Below are 19058 nucleotides of genomic sequence, written 5' to 3' on the forward strand. Positions count from 1 at the left end.
GCCGCCGGGTTCTGACGGGGGACCCGCTGGCCGAGGGACCGTTACTGCTCCAGGTGCCCCGTGTCGTTCCAGCGCTCGATCGCCGGGGCGCCGTACGCCCAGCCGAGGACCGACAGGCTCGTCGGGTCGAGGCGGATGCGGGACGCGAAGGACACGTCCTCGCCGAGCCAGCGCGCGCCGATCGACCGCAGGATGTGGCCGTGGGCGAAGACCAGGACGTCACGGTCGGCGGACCGGGCCCACTCCACGATCTCGTCCGCCCGGTCCGACAACTGCGCGAGCGTCTCCCCCTCGGGAACCCCGTCGCGCCAGATCAGCCAGCCCGGCTGGATCTCCTGGATCTGCGCCGGGGTCAGCCCCTCGTACGCCCCGTAGTCCCACTCCATCAGCGATTCCCAGGGCTCGGCCCTGTCCGCGAAGCCCGCGAGCTCGCAGGTCTCGCTCGCCCGGACCAGCGGGCTGGTGCGGACCTCCACGCCGGGCAGCCCCTGCCAGGGACCCCGGTGCAGGCGCTCGCCGAGCAGCTTCGCGCCGCGCCGCCCCTCGTCGAGCAGCGGTATGTCGGTCCTGCCGGTGTGCCGGCCGAGAAGTGACCACTCGGTCTGGCCGTGCCGGGCGAGCAGGATGCGCGGTGCCATGGGAAGGACGCTCCAGGGGTTCACGGGGTACGGACGTGCCTGTCCATCATCGCCGACGTGGATTCGGGGCGGCTTCCGGGCAACCCCCGGGGGCCGGGCGGCGTCCCCTCCCCCGGGGCGGACACCGACGGGGGGACCCAATTCATGCGCAGACCACGCTGGTGGGCGGAGCTTTCCCTGATCGCCGTCGTGTACGCGGCCTACTCGGGCGGACGGCTCCTGGTGAAGGGCGACGAGACCTCGGCCGTCGAGCACGGGCTCGCGATCCTCCGCCTGGAGGAGAACCTCGGGATCGACGCCGAGCACCCGCTCAACCGGCTGTTCACCGACGTCCCCGCGCTCGGGATCCCCGCGGACTTCGCGTACGCCTCGCTGCACTACCTGGTGACCCCGGCGGTCCTGATCTGGCTCTTCCGCCGCCGCCCCGCGCACTACCGGGCCGCCCGCACCTGGCTGATGGTCTCCACGCTGCTCGGGCTCGTCGGCTTCACGCTCCTGCCGACCTGCCCGCCCCGGCTGCTCGACGCCGCCCACGGCTTCACCGACACGATGGCGCACTTCGCCTCGTACGGCTGGTGGGGCGGCGAGGCCAGTGCGCCGCGCGGTCTCGGCGGTCTGACCAACCAGTACGCGGCGATGCCCAGCCTCCACGTCGGCTGGGCGCTGTGGTGCGGGGTGATGCTGTGGCGGTACGGGCGCGGCCCGCTCACGAAGGCCTTCGGAGTGGCGTATCCGCTGGTCACCGCCCTGGTGGTGATGGGGACCGCCAATCACTATCTGCTCGACGCGGTCGCCGGGGTCGCCGTGATGGGCGCCGGGCTGCTGCTCGCGCCGTACGCGCTGCGGCTCGCCGACCGGATCCGCGGAAGCGCGGAAGCGGCCCCCTTTGTCAGTGCCGGATGCGAGACTTCCACGGGTGAGCGCATCCCTGGACAGCGGTCTGTCCGCACCACCGCAGACGACAAGTCTACTTGGGGCCTCCCCTGCTCGAGCGAAGCCGAGAGCTTGGGGAATGCTCGCTGAGCTGCGCGGACCGGCGGTCGTACCGCGTCCGCTGGACGCCCGGGCCCTCGCGGCGCTGGCCGCCAATCCGGGCTGCAAGCGGCGGGCCATCCTCGACGGCGCCGGGGTCGACAAGTCGGCGCTCGCCGCGAAGCTCGGCTCCCCCGCGCCGTTCGGACAGTCGCAGTTCGCGATCGTCCGGGGCAACTCCTTCGAGGCGAAGGTCAAGGCGGACGGCGGCCGCGAGCTGCTGCGCCTGATCGGCGTCGAGGAGCCGGGCGAGGTGTCCGTGCCGGATCTCGCGGCGGCCGGGCCCGAGGGCCGGGTCGCGCGCACCGCGCTCGCGCTGCGGGAGGCGACCGCGGCGGGCGCGTGGGCGCTGCTCGACCATCCGCTGCTCGCCCTGGAGGTCGCGGGCTCCCCCGTCTACCTGGAGCCGGACGCGGTGGTCGTGCACCCCGACGGCGGGTGGACGGTGGTGGAGATCAAGTCGTTCCCGATGATCGACGGCTCGGCCGACGCGTCGAAGGTGGGCGCCGCGGCCCGGCAGGCCGCCGTGTACGTGCTCGCCCTGGAGCGGGTGGCGGCGCGTACGGAGGGGGCGCGGGTCGCGCAGTCGGTGCTCCTCGTCTGCCCGAAGGACTTCTCGAACGTGCCGGCGGCCTCCGTGGTGGACGTGCGCAAGCAGCGGTCGGTGACCCGGCGGCAGCTGGCCCGGCTGACCCGGATCGACGAGATCGCGCGGGCGCTGCCGGAGGGCCTCAGCTTCGACGTGGTGGAGCGGACGGCGGAGGAGCTGACGGCGGCCGTGGAGTGCGTGCCCCATCAGTACGCGCCGGAGTGCCTGGCCGCCTGCGAGCTGGCCTTCCACTGCCGGTCGCGCGCCCGTGCGGCGGGCGCGGTGGAGACCCTGGGCCGTTCGGTACGGGGTGAGCTGGGCGGCCTGACGACGGTGGGCGCGGTCCTGGCGGCGGCGCGCGGCGAGGAGGGCGACCGGGAGGATCCGGCGGTGGCGGCGCTCCGAAGGGCGCGGGCGCTGCGCGAGGAGGCGCTGGCGGGGGTGGCGGGATGTCGCTGATCTCCACGCTCGCCCGGATGGAGGCCGTCGAGTCGGGGCGGGCGCAGCCGCTCGCGACCGTCCGGCACCGGCGTCTGACGGAGCGGCCGCTCGTGCTCGTGCCCCTGACGACGGCCGGTGAGGCGGGTGCCCCGCTGGGGGCGCTCGTCGGCACCGACCCCGAGGAGCCCCGGCTGCTCGTGGTGGCGCAGCCGCGCGACCGTGACCTGCGGTTCGCGTTCCTCGCCGACCTGGCCGAGGAGGTCCTGCCGTACATCGACTCGTTCACGGACGTCGTCGAGGCGGCGGAGAGGAACGAGACCGACCCCGAGACCGGCAAGAAGGTGAAGGTCGAGGTCGAGCTGTGCGCCGACGCGCCGCAGCTGATCGTGCCGAGCCGGGCGGGCATCGAGTACGTACGGCTGCTCGGGCGGTCCACGCGGTTCCGGCGGACGGCCGAGCAGGACCCGGAGACGCCGTTCCCCGCACCGCCGCGCGTGCCGCTGCTCGGGCGCTGGCTGACGCACTTCGGCGAGCGGGCCCGGGTGCCCGGCTCCTCGCTGCTCCTCGCGGCGACGGACCTGCTCAACCGGCACTGGGCGACCGGCCAGTCCTCCCTCGAGGACCAGCACCTGGGCGCGCTGCTCGCCTGGATCGACCCCCGGGACGGCGAGTCCGGCCCGGAGGGGGCGCTCCGCGCCGAGGTCGGCCGGGACGCCCAGGGCCAGTTGCTGTGCCCGCCGGCCGGTCCCGCGACCGACCCGGCCTTCGACAACAAGCTCCTCGCGCCCGCGATCGAGCGGTACGACCGGGCCCGGCAGGCGCTCGGCGCGGCACAGGACGGCGAGGCGGCCGACACGGGCCTCGGCGAGCTGCACGCCGCCGAGCGCGAGCTGCGCCGGCTTGTCGTCTCCCGGACGAAGCCGACCTGGGACGCGGTCTGGCGGGCGATCGGGCTGCTGCGGGAGCTGCCGGAGGGCGCCAGGGTCGGGGACCGCTGGACCCGCGACCGCTGGTCCTTCACCGGCCACCGGGACCGGGTCGCGGCCGGGGAGCCGCCGCAGCCGCGCCGGGACGACGCCGTCACGGCCGCCCAGAAGCTCGCCGCCCGCGAGCAGGCGCAGGGCCAGCTGGAGGCGCAGGAGGCCCTCGACGATCCGCTGGTCCTGGCGGGGCGGCGGCTGGCGGGCGAGGCGTTCAGGGCCGAGGTCGTCGAGGTGACGATGGCGTGGACGGAGTCGAAGCGGCCCGCGCCGCGCCCGCTCGTCACGGTCCGCACGGACGACCGGCCGCATCTGGGCGAGAGGGTGAAGGTGTACCGCTCGCTCGACGGCAAGCCGCAGACGGCCGAGTTCGTGCGGTACGAGGAGGACGGCTCGCTGCTCCTGCGGATCCTGGACCGGATGGGCCGCTCCAAGGAGCCCGCGGAGGGCTCGGTGCCGGAGAAGGGCGAGCGGATCGACTGGACGCTGTTCGAGCACGACCAGCGGGTCGGGCCGAAGCTGCCGGACCCGGAGGAGACGCCGTGGACCCACGGCGGCCCGCCGAGGACGGACGCCGTGGAACTCCCGGACGCCGTGACCCCCGAAGACGTGCTGTGACCTTGTTCGACGCCGTGACCTCCGAGGACGACCTGTGACCCCGACCGTGTTCGATCCCGCCGCCGAGGCCGCCCGGGCGACCGACGCCATCCTCGCGGACACCCTGCACGGCACCGCGCGCGGCGTCGTAGTGGACTCCCCGCCCGGCGCCGGGAAGTCGACGCTCGTGGTGCGGGCCGCCCTCGAACTGGCCGCCGCCGGCCGGCCCCTGATGGTGGTGGCCCAGACGAACGCGCAGGTGGACGACCTGGTGCTGCGGCTCGCCGAGAAGGAGCCGGACCTCGAGGTCGGCCGGCTGCACTCGAGCGACTCCGACCCGTACGACAAGGCGCTCGACGACCTGGCCCACGTACGGAAGTCGGCGAAGGCGGGCGAGCTGACCGGGCTGCCGGTCGTGCTGTCCACGGCCGCCAAGTGGGGGCACGTGAAGAACGTCGAGCCGTGGGCGCACGCGATCGTCGACGAGGCGTACCAGATGCGCTCGGACGCGCTGCTCGCGGTGGCGGGCCTCTTCGAGCGGGCGCTGTTCGTCGGCGACCCGGGGCAGCTGGACCCGTTCTCGGTGGTCGGGGCGGACCAGTGGGCGGGGCTGACGTACGACCCGTCGGCGAGCGCCGTGTCCACCCTCCTGGCCCACAACCCGGAGCTGCCGCAGCACCGGCTGCCGGTCTCCTGGCGGCTGCCCGCGTCGGCGGCGCCGCTGGTGTCGGACGCGTTCTACCCGTACACGCCGTTCCGCAGCGGCACCGGTCCCGGGGACCGGAAGCTGTCCTTCGGGGTGGTCTCGGACGGGTCGGGGACGGACCGGGTCCTCGACGAGGCCGCCGAGTCCGGCTGGGGCCTGCTCGAACTCCCGGCCCGGCACACGCCGCGCACCGACCCGGAGGCGGTCGGCGCGATCGCCATGGTCGTGCGGCGGCTCCTGGACCGGGGCGGCGCGGCGGTCTCGGAGCGCTCGGAGATCCCGGTCCCGCTCACCCCGGACCGGATCGCCGTCGGCACCGCCCACCGCGACCAGGCGGCGGCGGTCCGCGCGGCGCTCGCGGACCTGGGCGTGGCGGGCGTGACGGTGGACACGGCGAACCGGCTGCAGGGGCGTGAGTACGACGTGACGGTCGTCCTGCACCCGCTGTCGGGGCGGCCGGACGCGACCGCCTTCCACCTGGAGACGGGCCGGCTGTGCGTGCTGGCCTCCCGGCACCGGCACGCGTGCATCGTGGTGTGCCGCGCGGGCGTGGCGGAGCTCCTCGACGAGCATCCGTCGACGGATCCGGTGCAGCTCGGGGTGGCGGTGTCGTTCCCCGACGGCTGGGAGGCGAACCACGCGGTCCTGTCCCACCTGGAGGAACACCGGGTGCTCTGGACGCCCTGAGCCCCACCTGGCGCGCCCGGGGGCGTACGGGAGGGGCTTCGCGCTCTTGCGGGGCGCGAGACAATGGAAGGCGGCCCGGGTTTCCGGGCCGTGCCTGTGCGAGGAGGAGAAGAACGATGGCGGAACCCGCGGAGCGGAGCGCACAGCGGCGGCTTCGGCCGGCACCGCTGATCTTCGAGCCTGCCGAGGCGACCGCCGATCCGGAGCACTTCTTCGACCTGGAGTCGATAGAGGATCCGCGCGAGCTGCTGTCCCGGGCGACGGAGCTGACGCTCGCGTTCCGGGCGGCGACGGACCGGGCGACCGAGTTCCAGGCGATCGCGGCGGCGCAGCTGGCCGATCCGAAGCGGTTCGACCGGCTCACGGCGGCGGACGTCGCCGAGCGGGCGGACTGGACCGAGGACTATGCCCGGCGGATGATCGAGTTCGGCCGCGACCTGATCCGTACGAACGGCCGTCCGGCGGAGGACTGAGCCCCGCGCTGCCGCCTGCTTGGCCCGGAGACATGGCCGGCTGGCTCGGAGACGCACATCTGACCGAAAAAGCCCCCCTGGCATATGCCGAGGGGGCACGATACTCCTCGCCCGCCCCTCCTGTCCGGGATTCCGGGAACACTCGGCGATCGCGATGTCACGCCCGGTAGATCTGGCTCCATGACGACCTGGCTGCGCGACGACACCCCGCACGACATCTTCCGGTTCCTCCGGGAGGGCGACGAGGGACGGCACCAGACGGCCCGGGTGACCGCCGACGGGGCCTCCTGGCTCGCCTCGGCCGCCGGGGGCCGTGACGGCGCCGCGCTGACCCGCTGGGAGTCCCGGCCGGACTCTCCCGCGGCGCTGCCCTGCGGGACGGTCTTCGACGTCGTGAACGTGGACCCGGTCTTCGGGCGGCGGATGCTGGACCGGCTGTGGGAGGAGGGCCCGGGTTCGGGGCCCGTCGCGATGCACCGGGGCCGGATGATGCTGTTCGCCGCGCCGGGGACGGCCCAGCGGCTTCCGGCGCTGCTCGACTGGGAGGAGTGGGGGGACGCGGTCCCCCGGCCGCTCTGTCACGGGCTCGGGGACGCGGTGACCGTGCCGCCGCTCGTGCCGTCCGGCTCCTCCGGGCCCCGCTGGCTGGTGGCCCCCGACTCGCGGAGCCCGTGGCTGCCCGGTCCCGAGGTCGTGCTCTGGGCCTGTGTGCGGGCCGTCCGGGCGGCCTCCGCCGCCGACGTGCGGGTATCGATTTTTCCTCCGGCCGATCCGGATGCTAATGTCTACGACGTCAGCAGGCGCCGCTAGCTCAGTTGGTTAGAGCAGCTGACTCTTAATCAGCGGGTCCGGGGTTCGAGTCCCTGGCGGCGCACAGACGGAAGAAGCCCCTCGCGGAAGCGGGGGGCTTCTTCGTGTTCCGGATCACCCCTTGCCGGGCGGGGTGATCTTCACGGTCCAGACGCCGGACCCGGTGCGCTCCAGGACCTCCACGCGGACTCCCGTCCCCGGCACGGTCAGGGTCTCGCCCTCCTCCACGGGGGCGTCGGCGAGCGGCGGGTAGACGGAGCGCTCCACGCACGCCTCGGTGTCCGGGTGGCCGTCCACGACCTCGACCGGGCCCTCGCCGGAGGCCGCGCCGTTGCGGACCCGGTAGACGAGCACGCCCTCGGCGCAGGTGTCGGCGTCGTTCCCGGCACTGCTGCGGGCCTCGATCGCGAGGACGCTGTCGGGGCCCGTACGGACGACGGCGAGCCGGGTGCCGAGGGTGCCGCCGGCCGCGGGCGGGGCGTCGGTCGGCTCCAGGCTGACCAGGCGCGGGCCGGAGCCCTGGACGCAGGTCACCTGGGCGCGGGAGAGCCAGCCGAGCTTCCACTTGTGCCAGCCGAAGAGGTCCGGGGAGAGACCGAACTGGCTGCCCATGACGTCCCAGTCGCCCACATGGGTGTCCCAGTCGCCCTTGCCGTCCACCGGGCGGTGGTAGAGGTCGGGCAGGTCGAAGACGTGGCCGGTCTCGTGGGCGAGGACGTTGCGGTCGGGCGGGTGCCGCTCGAAGACGGTGACGACGCGCTTGATCTCGATGCCGTCGACCTCCAGCGGGTGCTCCAGGTTGACGACCTTGGTCGCGTCGGAGTCCACGCCGGGCGCGTCCGGGTCGGCGACCAGGTAGACGATGTCGTACCGGGAGAAGTCGACGTCCTTGTCGGCGGCGGCGATCGCGTCGCGGAGGTAGCCGGCCCGCTTCCCGGCGTCCCAGTCCCGCTGTATGGCGTAGTCGCCCGACTCGTGCGGCATCCGGGTCCACTCCGCCCGGGGGTGCGGGCGCAGGTGGAAGCGGCCGTAGGAGGCGCGGTCGAAGAACTCACTGGTGGCGGGGAAGTGGTCGGCGGCGAGTTCCGCCGGCCGGGTGAGCGGGGCGGAGTCCGGGAACGACAAGAAGATCATGACCGCGTCGAGGGTCTGGTTCGGGCGCGTGTAGGAGCCGTTCCAGGTGTCGAGGCCGAGCGAGTGATGCGCGGCGGTACGGGGCAGGGCGCAGGGACTCGCCGAGGACGCGCCGACGGCGGGGCCCGCGACGAGCCCGGTGGCGGCCAGGGCGGCGAGCGAGGTGAAGGCCGCCGCGCCGGCACGCAGCCGCGGGCGTTCCACTCCCCCGGGTGGCTGCTGACCCCTCACGTGGACCTCCGGATCGGGAATGCGGGACACCCCACCCACCTTGTGATGGTTTGCGGCGTTTCGCATGTTTCCGCTGCCCCGGTCGGGTGAGGGCGTGCCACGGGGTCGACGCGACACGAGCGCGCTTCAGCTCACGGAAAGTCACATTCGGTCAGGCCCCCGACGACCCGTGTCAGACCCGCGCAGAAACGATCGGGCGGGCGTGCGCGGTGGGCAGCCTCACAGCCGCCGTGGCCCCTCGGCGAGGCCTCGAAGCTGGAACGCTCCCCCGGCTGGCTCTATGATCGGCTCACTCTTCCTTGGCCGACCATCCCGACCACATGTGACCGGCCCGACTGCACACGGGAGCGAGCGGTGAGCGGAACCCCCGAAGGACCGGTGCACCCAGAGCCGGCGGAGACACACGCGGCCGAGCCCGCACTCACGGAGCGTCACCTCGCGCGACGGGCGGCCGAACTCGACGACTGCCGCGCCGCCTTCCTCGTCGCCCAGCTCGCCATGGCCGTCGTCGACGAGAACGGCGTCGTCGTCCTCGCCAACGACTCCTTCGGCACCCTCCTCGGCACCGAACCCGCCGCGCTCAGGCAGCAGGCCGCCGCCGACCTCGTCGACCTCGCCTCCGACGGACGCACCTGGCACGCCTACCGCGAGGTGCTCCGCGGCCGCCGCTCCCGCTTCCGCTGCACCCGCCGCCTCAAACACGCCGACGGGCGCTCCCTGTGGGCCGAGGTCACCGTCGCCCCCGTACCCGACAGCCGGCGCGTGCTGCTGTCGATCGCGGACATCAGCGACCGGCGCGAGCTCCACGCCCGGCTGCGCCACCTGCAGATGCACGACCCGGTGACGCGACTGCCCAACCGCGCGCTGTTCTTCGAGCGCCTCTCCGGCGCCCTGGAGGCCGCGGCCCAGGACGCCGCCGCACGGACCGAACCGGTCGTCCCGTCACATGAGTCGCACGAGTCGTACGAGTCGTACGGCTATGGCAGAACAGGGCGGATCGGCCTCTGCTATCTCGACCTCGACGGCTTCAAGGCGGTCAACGACACCCTCGGCCACCGGGTCGGCGACCGGCTCCTGGCCGCCGTCGCCACCCGCCTGACGGAGTGCGCGGACAGCGACGGCTACACCCGCAACGGCGGCCACCTCGTGGCGCGGCTCGGCGGCGACGAGTTCGCGATCCTCGTCGAGGACTCCACCGGCACGGAACAACTGGCCGACCTGGCCCGCTCGGTGCTCGACGCGCTCCAGCGCCCCTTCGACCTGGGCGGCCGGCGGCTCTCGGTCTCCGCCTCCATCGGCATCGTCGAGCGGACCGGACGCGGGACGACCGCGACCGCCCTCATGCAGGACGCGGACACCACGCTGTACTGGGCGAAGGCTGACGGCAAGGCCCGCTGGACGCTCTTCGACCCCGAGCGCAACGCCCACCGGATGACCCGGCAGGCGCTCTCCTCCACCCTGCGGCCGGCCGTGGAGCGCGGGGAGTTCGCCCTGGAGTACCAGCCGCTCGTGGACCTGGCCGACGGGGCGGTGCGCGGCGTGGAGGCGCTGGTGCGCTGGAACCACCCGCAGTTCGGCTCGCTCGCGCCGAATCGGTTCATCGGAATCGCCGAGGAGGACGGCTCCATCGTGGAGCTGGGCCGCTGGGTGCTCAACACCGCCTGCCGGCAGGCCCGGCAGTGGCAGAAGGACCATCCGCGCGAGCGCCCCCTCTTCGTCAGCGTGAACGTGGCGGTCCGTCAGGTGTGGGACTCCGACCTGGTCGCGGACGTGGCCGGCATCCTCGCGGAGACCGGTCTCGCGCCGCACCTGCTCCAGCTGGAGCTGACCGAGTCCGCCGTGATGGGCTCGAACGGCCGGCCGCTGCAGGCGCTCCAGGCGCTGAGTGACATGGGCGTGCGGATCGCGATCGACGACTTCGGCACCGGCTACTCGAACCTCGCCTATCTGAGCCGGCTGCCGGTCTCCGTGCTCAAGCTGGACGGCTCCTTCGTCCGCGGCTTCCAGGACGAGGAGCACGCCAACCCGGCGGACGAGCTGATCGTCGAGGCGCTCGTGCAGCTCGCGCACCGGCTCGGTCTCACCGTGACCGCCGAGTGCGTCGAGACGGCCGGGCAGGCCAGCCGGCTGCGGCGGATCGGCTGCGACACCGGGCAGGGGTGGCTGTACTCGCGGGCGGTGGCCCCGGACCGCATCGCTGAGCTGATCGGCGCGGAGCCGCTGCCGGTGTAGCGCGCGGGCATGGAACTGCCCCCGGCCGGAGGGACATTCCGGGCGGGGGCAGTGGTTCGTTCAGTGGGCGGGATCAGCAGGCACCGAGGTCCTGCCAGACGCCCCACTCACCGGTGGTGCCGGGCTCCTCGTTCTGCGTCCACCACTTGGCCTTCCAGGTGTGGCCCTTGTGCGAGACGACCGAGCCGCCGGTGTAGACCGTGCCGGCCACGTACGCCGGGGCGGTGCAGCCCGTGGGCGGGGTCGTGGTCTGCGTGGGGGTCGGGGTCGGCGCCGTGGTGGGCGGGGTCGTGGTGGTCTGGGTCGGCGTCGGCTGCGTCGTGGGCGGGGTCGTCGGGGACGAGCCGACCGCGGCGACGATGTCCTTGAAGAGGGTCGCGTTGGCGTCGAGGCCGAGCAGCGAGTACATCATCGCGCCGGCGAGACCGCGGCTGTGGGCGTAGTCGGCGCGGGCCTGGATGGTGCGCTTGTCCAGGCCCGTGAAGAACTCGCCGTCCTTGTAGAAGTACGCGGACTTGGCCTGGTCGTCCCAGAAGGTGGTGGCCGCGTTGTCGACGATGCCGCCGAGCTCCTTGTAGTACGCGATGCCGGCCGCCTGGCTCAGCGGGCGGGCGTTGGAGCCGCCGGTCGCGGTCTGCGCGAGGCCGTTGGTGGTCCCGGCGGGGACGCCCTTCCAGCCGCGGTAGTAGAACTCGTAGCCGAGGGTCAGCTTGTTCGCGGGGAAGCCGCCGGTGATGCCGTAGGCGGGCTTGCCGTCGATCCAGGAGTCGATGGCGTTGTCGATCGAGTACTTCTCGGTGCCCGGCTTGATGGCGTCGGTCGGGTCGTTCGTACCGGAGTAGAGCGGGGACTGGTGGTACGTCGGCCCGTCGCCGTCCCAGGCGCCGTGCATGTCGTACGTCATGATGTTCGCGTAGTCGAGGTACGCGCCGATCTTGTCCGTCTCGATGTTCTTGATCTTGTCCTGGCCGGCCGGCAGGGCGGCGGTCAGCAGGTACTTCTTGCCGCCGTGGGCCGCGCCGTACGCGTCGAGCTGCTTGCGGAACTCGGCGAGCAGGAGCGTGAAGTTCTGCTTGTCCTCGGGGGCGTAGTGGTTGCCGAGGTGGCCGTCGGGCGAGCCGGGGTACTCCCAGTCGATGTCGATGCCGTCGAAGATGCCGGCCGCGGTGCCGGGGCCGCCGTAGCCGCCCTCGACCGGCAGGTCGCCCTGGATGTACTGCTTGATGCAGGACGCGACGAACTTCTGGCGGCTGGCGTCCGTCTTGGCGGCGTCCGAGAAGTACTTGGAGTAGGTCCAGCCGCCCAGCGAGATGTTGATCTTCAGGTTGGGGTACTTCGCCTTCAGCTCCTTGAACTGGTTGAAGACGCCCACGATCGGCTGGTCCCACTTGTCGGCGACGCCGTCGACGCTGTCCGCCGCGGAGAAGGACTTCTGGTAGTCGGCGTACGAGTCGCCCGCGCCGTCACCCGCGCTGGGGTTGTTGTCGTCGCCCGCGGCCTTGTTGGCCTCGAAACAGGTGAGGTCGGTGGGGTGGATGTTGCCGAACGAGTAGTTGATGACGTCCAGGTCGGCCGCGATCCCCCGCTCGTCGAGGTGCTTCGGGTAGAAGGCGTTCCCGTAGACGCTCCACTGGTCGTAGTACGCGATCTTCACGCCGCCCGTGGAGGCGGTGGTCGTGGTCTCGGCCGCCTGGGCGGAACCGATGCCGGCCGTGGCGGCGAGGGCGCCGGCGGCGAGGGCCGAGCTGAGAAGCGCGGCGATCAAGGGCTTACGGGGGTGCACGTGCTGCCTCCGGAAGGGGGTGGCGGTACGGAAGTTGGAGCAGTGATATCCGCCGCATGAACAGCGCGTCAATGGTCTGAACCAGATTGAGGACTAGACCAATTTGATGGAGAAAGGCCTTGTCAGAGCGGTGAAGCACAAAACGGAACCGCTCGCCACCATCGGTGACGAGCGGTTTAAGGTTCGCTTAGGGGAGGCCGGTGGTTCGTTCGGGGGTGAACCAATCGCCCTCCGACATCAGGGTTTTACGGCGCGGGAACCTCGGGACGCGCGGGAACCCCGGGCCCCTCCGGCGACTCCGCCGGGTCCGGCAGCTCCGTCAGGTCCGGCAGCTCGTACGCGTCGGCGATCAGCTCGTAGCTCCGCACCCGCTCGGCGCCGCCGTGCCCGTTGGCCGTGATCATCAGCTCGTCCGCGCCCGTCCGCTTCCGCAGGCCGTCCAGGCCCGTGCGGACCTCGTCCGGCGTGCCGTACACGATGTTCGCGAGCCAGCCGTCCACGAACTCCCGCTCGGCGGGGCTGAACCCGTACGCCTCCGCCTCCTCCGGCGTCGGCACCAGACCGGGCCGGCCGGTCCGCAGCCGCAGCATCGCGAGCGCGCCGGCGAGGACCTGGCGGCGGGCCTGCGCCGCCTCCTCGGCGGCGAACGCCGAGACGCCGATCATCGCGTACGGGGCGTCGAGGACCTCCGAGGGCCGGAACGAGTCCCGGTAGAGGTCGAGCGCCGGGATCGTGTTCCTGGCCGAGAAGTGATGCGCGAAGGCGAAGGGCAGCCCGAGCAGACCCGCGAGGCGGGCGCTGAAGCCGGAGGAGCCGAGCAGCCAGATCGGCGGGCGCCCCTTCGGACCCTGCACCGGCCCGGGCACGGCGTGGATCCGCGCGTACCGGTGCCCGTCCGGGAAGTCGTCGTCAAGGAACCGGGTCAGCTCCGCGAGCTGCTCGGGAAAGTCGTCCGCCCCCTCGTCGAGGTGGTCGGTGCGGCGCAGGGCGGCGGCCGTCGCCCCGTCGGTGCCGGGCGCGCGCCCGAGGCCGAGGTCGATCCGGCCCGGGGCGAGGGCCTCCAGGGTGCCGAACTGCTCGGCGACGACCAGCGGGGCGTGGTTGGGCAGCATCACGCCGCCCGAACCGAGCCGGATGCGGCGGGTGTGCGCCGCGAGGTGGGCGAGGATCACGGCCGGCGAGGAGGAGGCGACCCCGGGCATGGAGTGGTGCTCGGCCACCCAGTGCCGGTGGAAACCGCGCCGCTCGGCGAGCCGGCTCAGCTCGACGCTGGTGGCGAGCGCCTGGGACGCGGTCCGCCCGCTGCCGACGGTCACCAGATCCAGTACGGACAGCGGTACGGGGGCGGTCCCCCGCGCCTCTCCTCGAATAGCGTCGCTCACCGTCGGGGCCCTCCTCGGCACACGTACTGACTCCGTCAGAGCCCTAACAGGAGGGTGTCTCCGGTTATTCCACCCCGCGCCCGGCGAAATTTTCTCCCCGCGACCGATGGCCGAACAGCGACGCCCGGCACCCCGGCGCACGCCCCTGACCTGAGGCTCTGCGCACCACCCATGACGTGGGCATATGCCAGGGTGGCGAAGCCCAGCCCAGAGGCCCGGTGCTCCGCATCATTCTCGCCAACAGCCGCCCCGTAAACGGTCCTTGGCGGCTATCGTGGTACGAAAGCTTGCGGTCACAACCTGGTAGGGGGAAACCGTGGCGCTGAAGCCCGAGCCCACCGCGCCGTTCCACTCGGTGCAGTACGCCCTTCGCGTCCTCGAGACGGTCTCACGGCACGGTGGCGGAGTGACAGACGTCCAGATCGCGCGCGAGACCGGCCTGCCCGTCGCCCACCTGTCCTCACTGCTCCTCATGCTCCGGCGCGAGGGGTACGTCGAGCAGGTCGCCGACGGCGCGTACGTGATCGGGGACTCCCTCGTCCTCCTCGGCTCCGGCCTGACCCGCCGCGAAGCCCTGGAGGCCAAGCTCCAGGAGACCCTGACCGAGCTCCGCGACTCCGTCGGAGCGGCGGTGTACATCAGCCGGTACATCGACGGCGAGGTGAAGATCACGCAGTTCGCCGACGGCCCGCGCACACCGAAGGTCAACGAGTGGGTGGACTTCCGCTCGGCCGCGCACGCCAGCGCGGTCGGCAAGTGTCTGCTCACGCAGCTCGACCAGAACGGCCGCCGGGACCATCTCTCCCGGCACAAGATCGCCCGGCTGACCTCCCGGACGATCACCAGTGAGCGGATCCTCTTCTCCAAGCTCGACAGCCAGCCGGCCACCGTGCCCGTGCTCGACCTCCAGGAGTACGCGGTGGGCACGGTCTGCGCGGCCGTCCCGCTGACGGCGGGCTCGGCCGTGGGCTGCCTGGCGCTCTCGCTGCCGATCGAGCACGCCCACCGGCTGCGCGCGGCGGCCGACACGCTGAACCGCCGGGCGGCTCCGGTGGTGCTGTCGCTGGCGATCTGAGGCCGCGGACGGAGCCGGTCCCGTGGGGTGGTCACGAGCACCCCACGGGACCAGGTAGTATTTTCTCTGTCAGCAGGCGCCGCTAGCTCAGTTGGTTAGAGCAGCTGACTCTTAATCAGCGGGTCCGGGGTTCGAGTCCCTGGCGGCGCACAGACAGGGAAGGCCCCCTCACCTCGGTGAGGGGGCCTTCTTGCATGGCCGCGGTCACGCCCGGAGATAGGTGAGGACGGCCAGGACCCGGCGGTGGGTGTCCTCGGCCGGGGGCAGGTCCAGCTTCGCCAGGATGTTGCCGATGTGCTTGCCGACGGCGGCCTCCGTCACGACGAGACGGCGGGCGATCGCCCCGTTGGAATGGCCCTCCGCGACCAGGCCCAGGACCTCGCGCTCCCGCGGGGTCAGCGCCTCCAGGGGGTCCCGGTGCCGGCGGAGCAGCTGCCGTACGACCTCCGGGTCGACGACCGTGCCGCCGTCCGCGACCCGGGCCAGGGCGTCCGCGAACTCCTCCACCTGCCCGACCCGGTCCTTGAGCAGGTACCCGACGCCGGTGCCGTCGCCCGCGTCGAGGAGGTCGGCGGCGTAGCTGCGCTGCACGTACTGGCTGAGGACCAGGACCGGCAGGGCCGGCCGCTCGGCGCGCAGCGCGACCGCCGCGCGCAGACCCTCGTCCTGGAAGCCCGGCGGCATCCGCACGTCGGTCACGACGACGTCCGGGTCGTGGGTGGCGACCGCCTCGCGCAGGGCGTCGGCGTCACCGACGGCGGCGACGACCTCGTGCCCGAAGCGGGCGAGGAGACCGATCAGCCCCTCCCGGAGGAGGACACTGTCCTCGGCGAGGACGACGCGGAGCTTGCGGACAGTGCGGGACACGGGATCTCCACTCGCAGGAGGGTCGGCCCGCCCGGCGGGCTCATGATCGTCAGTGTGCCATCGAGGACGGCGATCCGGTCGGCGAGTCCGGTGAGGCCCGAGCCGCGGTCCGGGTCGGCGCCGCCGCGCCCGTCGTCCTCGACGTCGAGCCGCAGGACGCCGTCCGTGTGCCGGGCGGTGATCCGCGCCCGGTCGGCGCCGCTGTGCTTGCCGATGTTGGCGAGGGCCTCGCAGCCGGCGAAGTACGCGGCGCTCTCGACGGCGCCGGGCAGCCGGGGCAGCCGGGCCAGGGCGTCGGCGTCGGTGTCGACGGGGACGGCGGAACGGTCGGCGGCGTCGGCGAGCGCGGGGCCGAGCCCGTAGTCGGCGAGGACCTGGGGGTGGATGCCGTGGATCAGCTCCCGCAGCTCGGTCAGGACCTGCCCGGCCTCCGCGTGGGCCTTCGCCAGCTGCTCGGCGAGCGGGCCGCCCGGCGGGGCGTCGAGGCGGGCCAGGCCGAGCGTCATGGTGAGGGCGACGAGGCGCTGCTGGGCCCCGTCGTGGAGATCCCGCTCGATGCGGCGCCGCTCGGCCTCGAAGGCGTCGACGAGCCGGGCGCGGGAGGCGATGACCTCGCCGATGCCGTCCTGCCGCTCGCTCTCGCGGGGGGTGAGCAGGGCCCGCGCGAGGGCGGCGCGGGCGCCGGCGACGGCGGCGAGCGGATAGGCGAGGGCGACGAGGAGGGCGGCGCCGAGGAGAGCGGCGGCGAGGGCCTGCGGGTAGGAGGTGACCAGGTACGCCTTGACGACCTTGGCCTCGTGGCCGTCCACGGCCAGCTGGACGGGGGCGCTGAGGAGCGCGACGGGCAGGCCGACGCCGACGGCGAGGGCGAGGAGGTCGAGCGGCCACAGGACGGTGGCGAGCAGCAGGGCGTACGCGAACTCCCGCCAGGTGGCCTGCTCGGCCGCCCGCGTCCGGAACCAGGCGGCGAGGCCGGGCGCGGCGGGCACGCGGTGCGGGTCGGGGGCGGGGGCGAGCTCGACGATCCGCAGCCGGAAGCGCTCGATCCTGCCGAGGGCGATGCCGGAGAGGAGCAGCAGCGGCAGCCCGACGAGGAGCAGGGAGAACACCCCGAGCACCAGGAACAGGGCCCCGGCGGCGGCCCCGACTGCCGCACCGGACGCGAGGTACCCGGCGCCCCGCCAGGGCCAGGCCCCGAGGAGAAACCGGGGCCGGGTGAGTGCCTGCCAGGGGGTACGGGGGTTCATGGGGGCCAACGGTAGGGCGGGGCGGTGGGGTGTGCCATGGCGCTGGGGGGCGCGGCGGGGGTATGGCTGCCCCTACCTCCGGGGGGGTGTGGGCAGGCGCTCACGCCCGTTGTGGGCATGCGTTCTTCCCCCAGACTTCGTCCGGGAGGTGCCCCCAGGGCGATGGGGGTCCCCCCTGCTCGAGCGAAGCCGAGAGCTTGGGGGAGGGTGGGCACAACGGAACGGCGCCCATGCCGGCGCCAGAGGCTCCCGCGCCCTGACCCGCACCCCGTGGCGCCGTACGGCAGGTGCGGGTCCAGGCCCGGAACGCGGAGGCGCCGCTGAGCGCGCCGTCCCGTGTGCCCACCCGTCCCGCCCTGGGGGTCCCCCCGGACGAAGTCTGGGGGAGGGACGATTGCCCACACGGGCGGTGGCGACCGCACCACGCGGGCGCGGGCCCCGCACGGGGCGTGGGCGCCGCCCGCCCGGGCGGAGGCCCACACGGGCAGGCGGGTGTCCTTACGTTGGGGGGTGGCGGTGTTCCTCCTGGAGCGTCGCCCTCTGCCGCGCCGTCAGGGGCTCGTACGCGGCGCCCCGCGCCGGACGCCACCACACCGGGTCCTCGCAGTGGAGGGCGGCCCGGCGGAGGGCCACGCGGTGGATCTTGTTCGTGGCCGTGAGGGGCAGTTCCCGCATCACCCGGACGAAGCGCGGCGGCATCTTCGTGCCCAGGTCCGCCTGGGCGGAGAGGAAGGACGCGAAGGCCGCCGGCTCGAACACCTCTCCCTCCCGGAGGGCCAGCGCCGCCATCACCTGGTCCCCCGCCACCGGGTCCGGTATCGCGTACACCGCGACGCCCGCCACCCGTTCCCAGCGCGCCAGGATGTGCTCGATCATCGCCGCGGCCAGGTTCTCGCTGTCGACCCGCAGCCGGTCGTCCGTACGGCCCGCGAAGTACAGGAAGCCGTCCGCGTCCCGGTAGAAGAGGTCCCCCGTCCAGTACCAGCCGCCGCGCAGCCGCGCCGCCTCCGCCTCCGGGTTCCGCCAGTACCCCTCGAAGGGCGACCGGCCCCGGTTGACCAGCTCGCCGACGGCCTCCGTGGCGTTGAGGAGCCGGCCGGTGGAGGAGAAACGGGCCGGCGGGCATTCCTTTCCCGTCTCGGAGGAGACGACCGCCAGGTCGTCCCCCGGTGCCGCCCGGCCGATCGCGCCCGCCGGCGTGTCCGGGGTCCGCTGGATCGCCGCGCCGCCCTCCGAGGAGCCGTACCCCTCCACCAGCGGGACCCCGAAGCGTTCCCGGAAGCGGGCCGCGTCCACCGCCCCTGCCTCCGTGCCGAAGCCGAGCCGCAGCGCGTGCGCGCGGTCGTCGGGGCCGGGCGGGGTGGCCAGGAGGTACTGGACGGCCCGCCCCACGTACGTGAAGTACGTGGCCCCGAAGCGGCGTACGTCCGGGAGGAAGCGGGAGGCGGAGAAGCGGGCCCGGAGCGCCACCCCCGCGCCGGCGACCAGCGCGGGCGCCCAGTCGGCGATCACGGCGTTCCCGTGGAACATCGGCATGCAGACGTAGTGGACGTCGTCCCGTCCGACCCCGAAGTGGGAGACGAGCGACGCGCCCGCGGCCGCGAGCCGCCCCTGGCTGCACAGGGCCGCCTTCGGCGCGCCCGTCGAACCGGAGGTGAAGGAGAGCAGGAAGCGGCTGTCGGGGCGTACGGGGCCGAGGGTGGCGTCCCCCGGCCGGGCGCCCTCGTACGGGGCGAGGAGTTCCCCGTACGCCTCGGTGTCCGTGACCAGGATCCGTATCCCCGGCAGCGCGAGCCCGTCCAGGAGCGGCAGGTGGGCGCGCTGGGTGACCAGGACCCGGCAGGCGGTGTGCCGGATGTCGCGGGCGAGTTCGGCGCCGCGCCGGGTGGGGTTGATCCCGGCGACGGCGGCCCCCGCGAGGGCCGCCGCGCTGAGCCAGAGCGGGTACTCCGGCGTGTTGTCGAGCAGGATGCCGAGGTGCGGCTCGCCCCCCGGCACGGGTGGCATCAGGTCCACGAGCAGCGCGGCCCGCGCGGCGGCGCCCGCGGCGACCTCGTGGTGGGTGAGGGTGTGGTGCTCGTCCCTCAGGCCGATCCGGTGGTCGCCCCATTGGCGCCGTACGAGCTCCGCGACGGTGTCCGCGCTCCTCATGGG

15 protein-coding genes and 2 tRNA genes are annotated in these 19058 nt (G+C 73.5%); 10 read left to right on the forward strand and 7 right to left on the reverse strand.

Annotation, left to right across the window (positions count from 1 at the left end; all coding sequences use genetic code 11):
* Positions 1–41: 41 nt before the first annotated feature.
* Entirely contained in the window at positions 42–638 is a 597-nt protein-coding gene (locus tag ABT041_RS22795) for a histidine phosphatase family protein (protein ID WP_351187191.1), read from the reverse strand.
* A 144-nt stretch (positions 639–782) separates the two neighbouring features.
* Between ABT041_RS22795 and ABT041_RS22800 the strand changes: the two genes are divergently transcribed.
* The 7 genes from ABT041_RS22800 to ABT041_RS22830 all read left to right on the forward strand — a co-directional run bounded on the left by ABT041_RS22800 (position 783) and on the right by ABT041_RS22830 (position 7017).
* The gene (locus ABT041_RS22800; RefSeq protein ID WP_351187193.1) at positions 783–1661 is read left to right on the forward strand and encodes a phosphatase PAP2 family protein; all 879 of its coding nucleotides are present in this window, start codon (positions 783–785) and stop codon (positions 1659–1661) included.
* Positions 1651–2718, forward strand: a complete 1068-nt coding sequence (locus ABT041_RS22805) for a hypothetical protein (RefSeq protein ID WP_351187195.1) — start codon at positions 1651–1653, stop codon at positions 2716–2718. Before ABT041_RS22800 ends, ABT041_RS22805 begins: the two co-directional genes overlap by 11 nt.
* Positions 2709–4298, forward strand: coding sequence for a hypothetical protein (locus ABT041_RS22810; RefSeq protein WP_351187197.1), 1590 nt, complete (start codon positions 2709–2711; stop codon positions 4296–4298). The genes ABT041_RS22805 and ABT041_RS22810 overlap by 10 nt, the downstream gene beginning before the upstream one ends.
* Before the next feature lie 34 nt (positions 4299–4332).
* A complete protein-coding gene (locus ABT041_RS22815; protein ID WP_351187199.1) occupies positions 4333–5670 on the forward strand; it encodes an AAA domain-containing protein in 1338 nt (445 codons plus the stop codon).
* Between the two features lie 116 nt (positions 5671–5786).
* The gene (locus ABT041_RS22820; protein WP_351187201.1) at positions 5787–6143 is read left to right on the forward strand and encodes a DUF8844 domain-containing protein; all 357 of its coding nucleotides are present in this window, start codon (positions 5787–5789) and stop codon (positions 6141–6143) included.
* Between the two features lie 180 nt (positions 6144–6323).
* Positions 6324–6953 (forward strand): hypothetical protein, encoded by a 630-nt coding sequence (locus ABT041_RS22825; RefSeq protein WP_351187203.1) that lies wholly within the window; start codon positions 6324–6326, stop codon positions 6951–6953.
* Positions 6944–7017: transfer RNA gene (locus ABT041_RS22830), tRNA-Lys, on the forward strand. Before ABT041_RS22825 ends, ABT041_RS22830 begins: the two co-directional genes overlap by 10 nt.
* Positions 7018–7067: 50 nt before the next feature.
* On the opposite strand, the gene ABT041_RS22835 is transcribed toward ABT041_RS22830, so the two are convergent.
* Positions 7068–8318, reverse strand: a complete 1251-nt coding sequence (locus tag ABT041_RS22835) for a M6 family metalloprotease domain-containing protein (RefSeq protein ID WP_351187345.1) — start codon at positions 8316–8318, stop codon at positions 7068–7070.
* A gap of 354 nt (positions 8319–8672) precedes the next feature.
* Between ABT041_RS22835 and ABT041_RS22840 the strand changes: the two genes are divergently transcribed.
* Positions 8673–10550, forward strand: coding sequence for a putative bifunctional diguanylate cyclase/phosphodiesterase (locus ABT041_RS22840; RefSeq protein WP_351187205.1), 1878 nt, complete (start codon positions 8673–8675; stop codon positions 10548–10550).
* Positions 10551–10623: 73 nt separating this feature from the next.
* Here ABT041_RS22840 and ABT041_RS22845 read toward each other — a convergent pair whose 3' ends face one another.
* The gene (locus ABT041_RS22845; RefSeq protein ID WP_351187207.1) at positions 10624–12333 is read right to left on the reverse strand and encodes a glycosyl hydrolase family 18 protein; all 1710 of its coding nucleotides are present in this window, start codon (positions 12331–12333) and stop codon (positions 10624–10626) included.
* 245 nt (positions 12334–12578) lie between these two features.
* Positions 12579–13715 (reverse strand): LLM class flavin-dependent oxidoreductase, encoded by a 1137-nt coding sequence (locus tag ABT041_RS22850; RefSeq protein ID WP_351187209.1) that lies wholly within the window; start codon positions 13713–13715, stop codon positions 12579–12581.
* 316 nt (positions 13716–14031) lie between these two features.
* Between ABT041_RS22850 and ABT041_RS22855 the strand changes: the two genes are divergently transcribed.
* Both ABT041_RS22855 and ABT041_RS22860 read left to right on the forward strand, forming a co-directional pair.
* A complete protein-coding gene (locus ABT041_RS22855) occupies positions 14032–14790 on the forward strand; it encodes an IclR family transcriptional regulator (RefSeq protein WP_017237127.1) in 759 nt (252 codons plus the stop codon).
* A gap of 76 nt (positions 14791–14866) precedes the next feature.
* Positions 14867–14940 (forward strand) — tRNA-Lys (locus tag ABT041_RS22860).
* A gap of 54 nt (positions 14941–14994) precedes the next feature.
* Here the strand turns inward: ABT041_RS22860 and ABT041_RS22865 are convergent.
* The 3 genes from ABT041_RS22865 to ABT041_RS22875 all read right to left on the reverse strand — a co-directional run bounded on the left by ABT041_RS22865 (position 14995) and on the right by ABT041_RS22875 (position 19055).
* Positions 14995–15657 (reverse strand): response regulator, encoded by a 663-nt coding sequence (locus ABT041_RS22865; RefSeq protein WP_351187211.1) that lies wholly within the window; start codon positions 15655–15657, stop codon positions 14995–14997.
* The gene (locus ABT041_RS22870) at positions 15588–16904 is read right to left on the reverse strand and encodes a sensor histidine kinase (RefSeq protein ID WP_351187213.1); all 1317 of its coding nucleotides are present in this window, start codon (positions 16902–16904) and stop codon (positions 15588–15590) included. The genes ABT041_RS22865 and ABT041_RS22870 overlap by 70 nt, the downstream gene beginning before the upstream one ends.
* 498 nt (positions 16905–17402) lie before the next feature.
* Complete coding sequence (locus ABT041_RS22875; RefSeq protein ID WP_351187215.1) at positions 17403–19055, reverse strand: long-chain-fatty-acid--CoA ligase; 1653 nt, start codon at positions 19053–19055, stop codon at positions 17403–17405.
* Positions 19056–19058 lie beyond the last annotated feature (3 nt).

It is taken from the genome of Streptomyces sp. NPDC002825 (genome assembly GCF_040295385.1).
Lineage (GTDB): Bacteria > Actinomycetota > Actinomycetes > Streptomycetales > Streptomycetaceae > Streptomyces.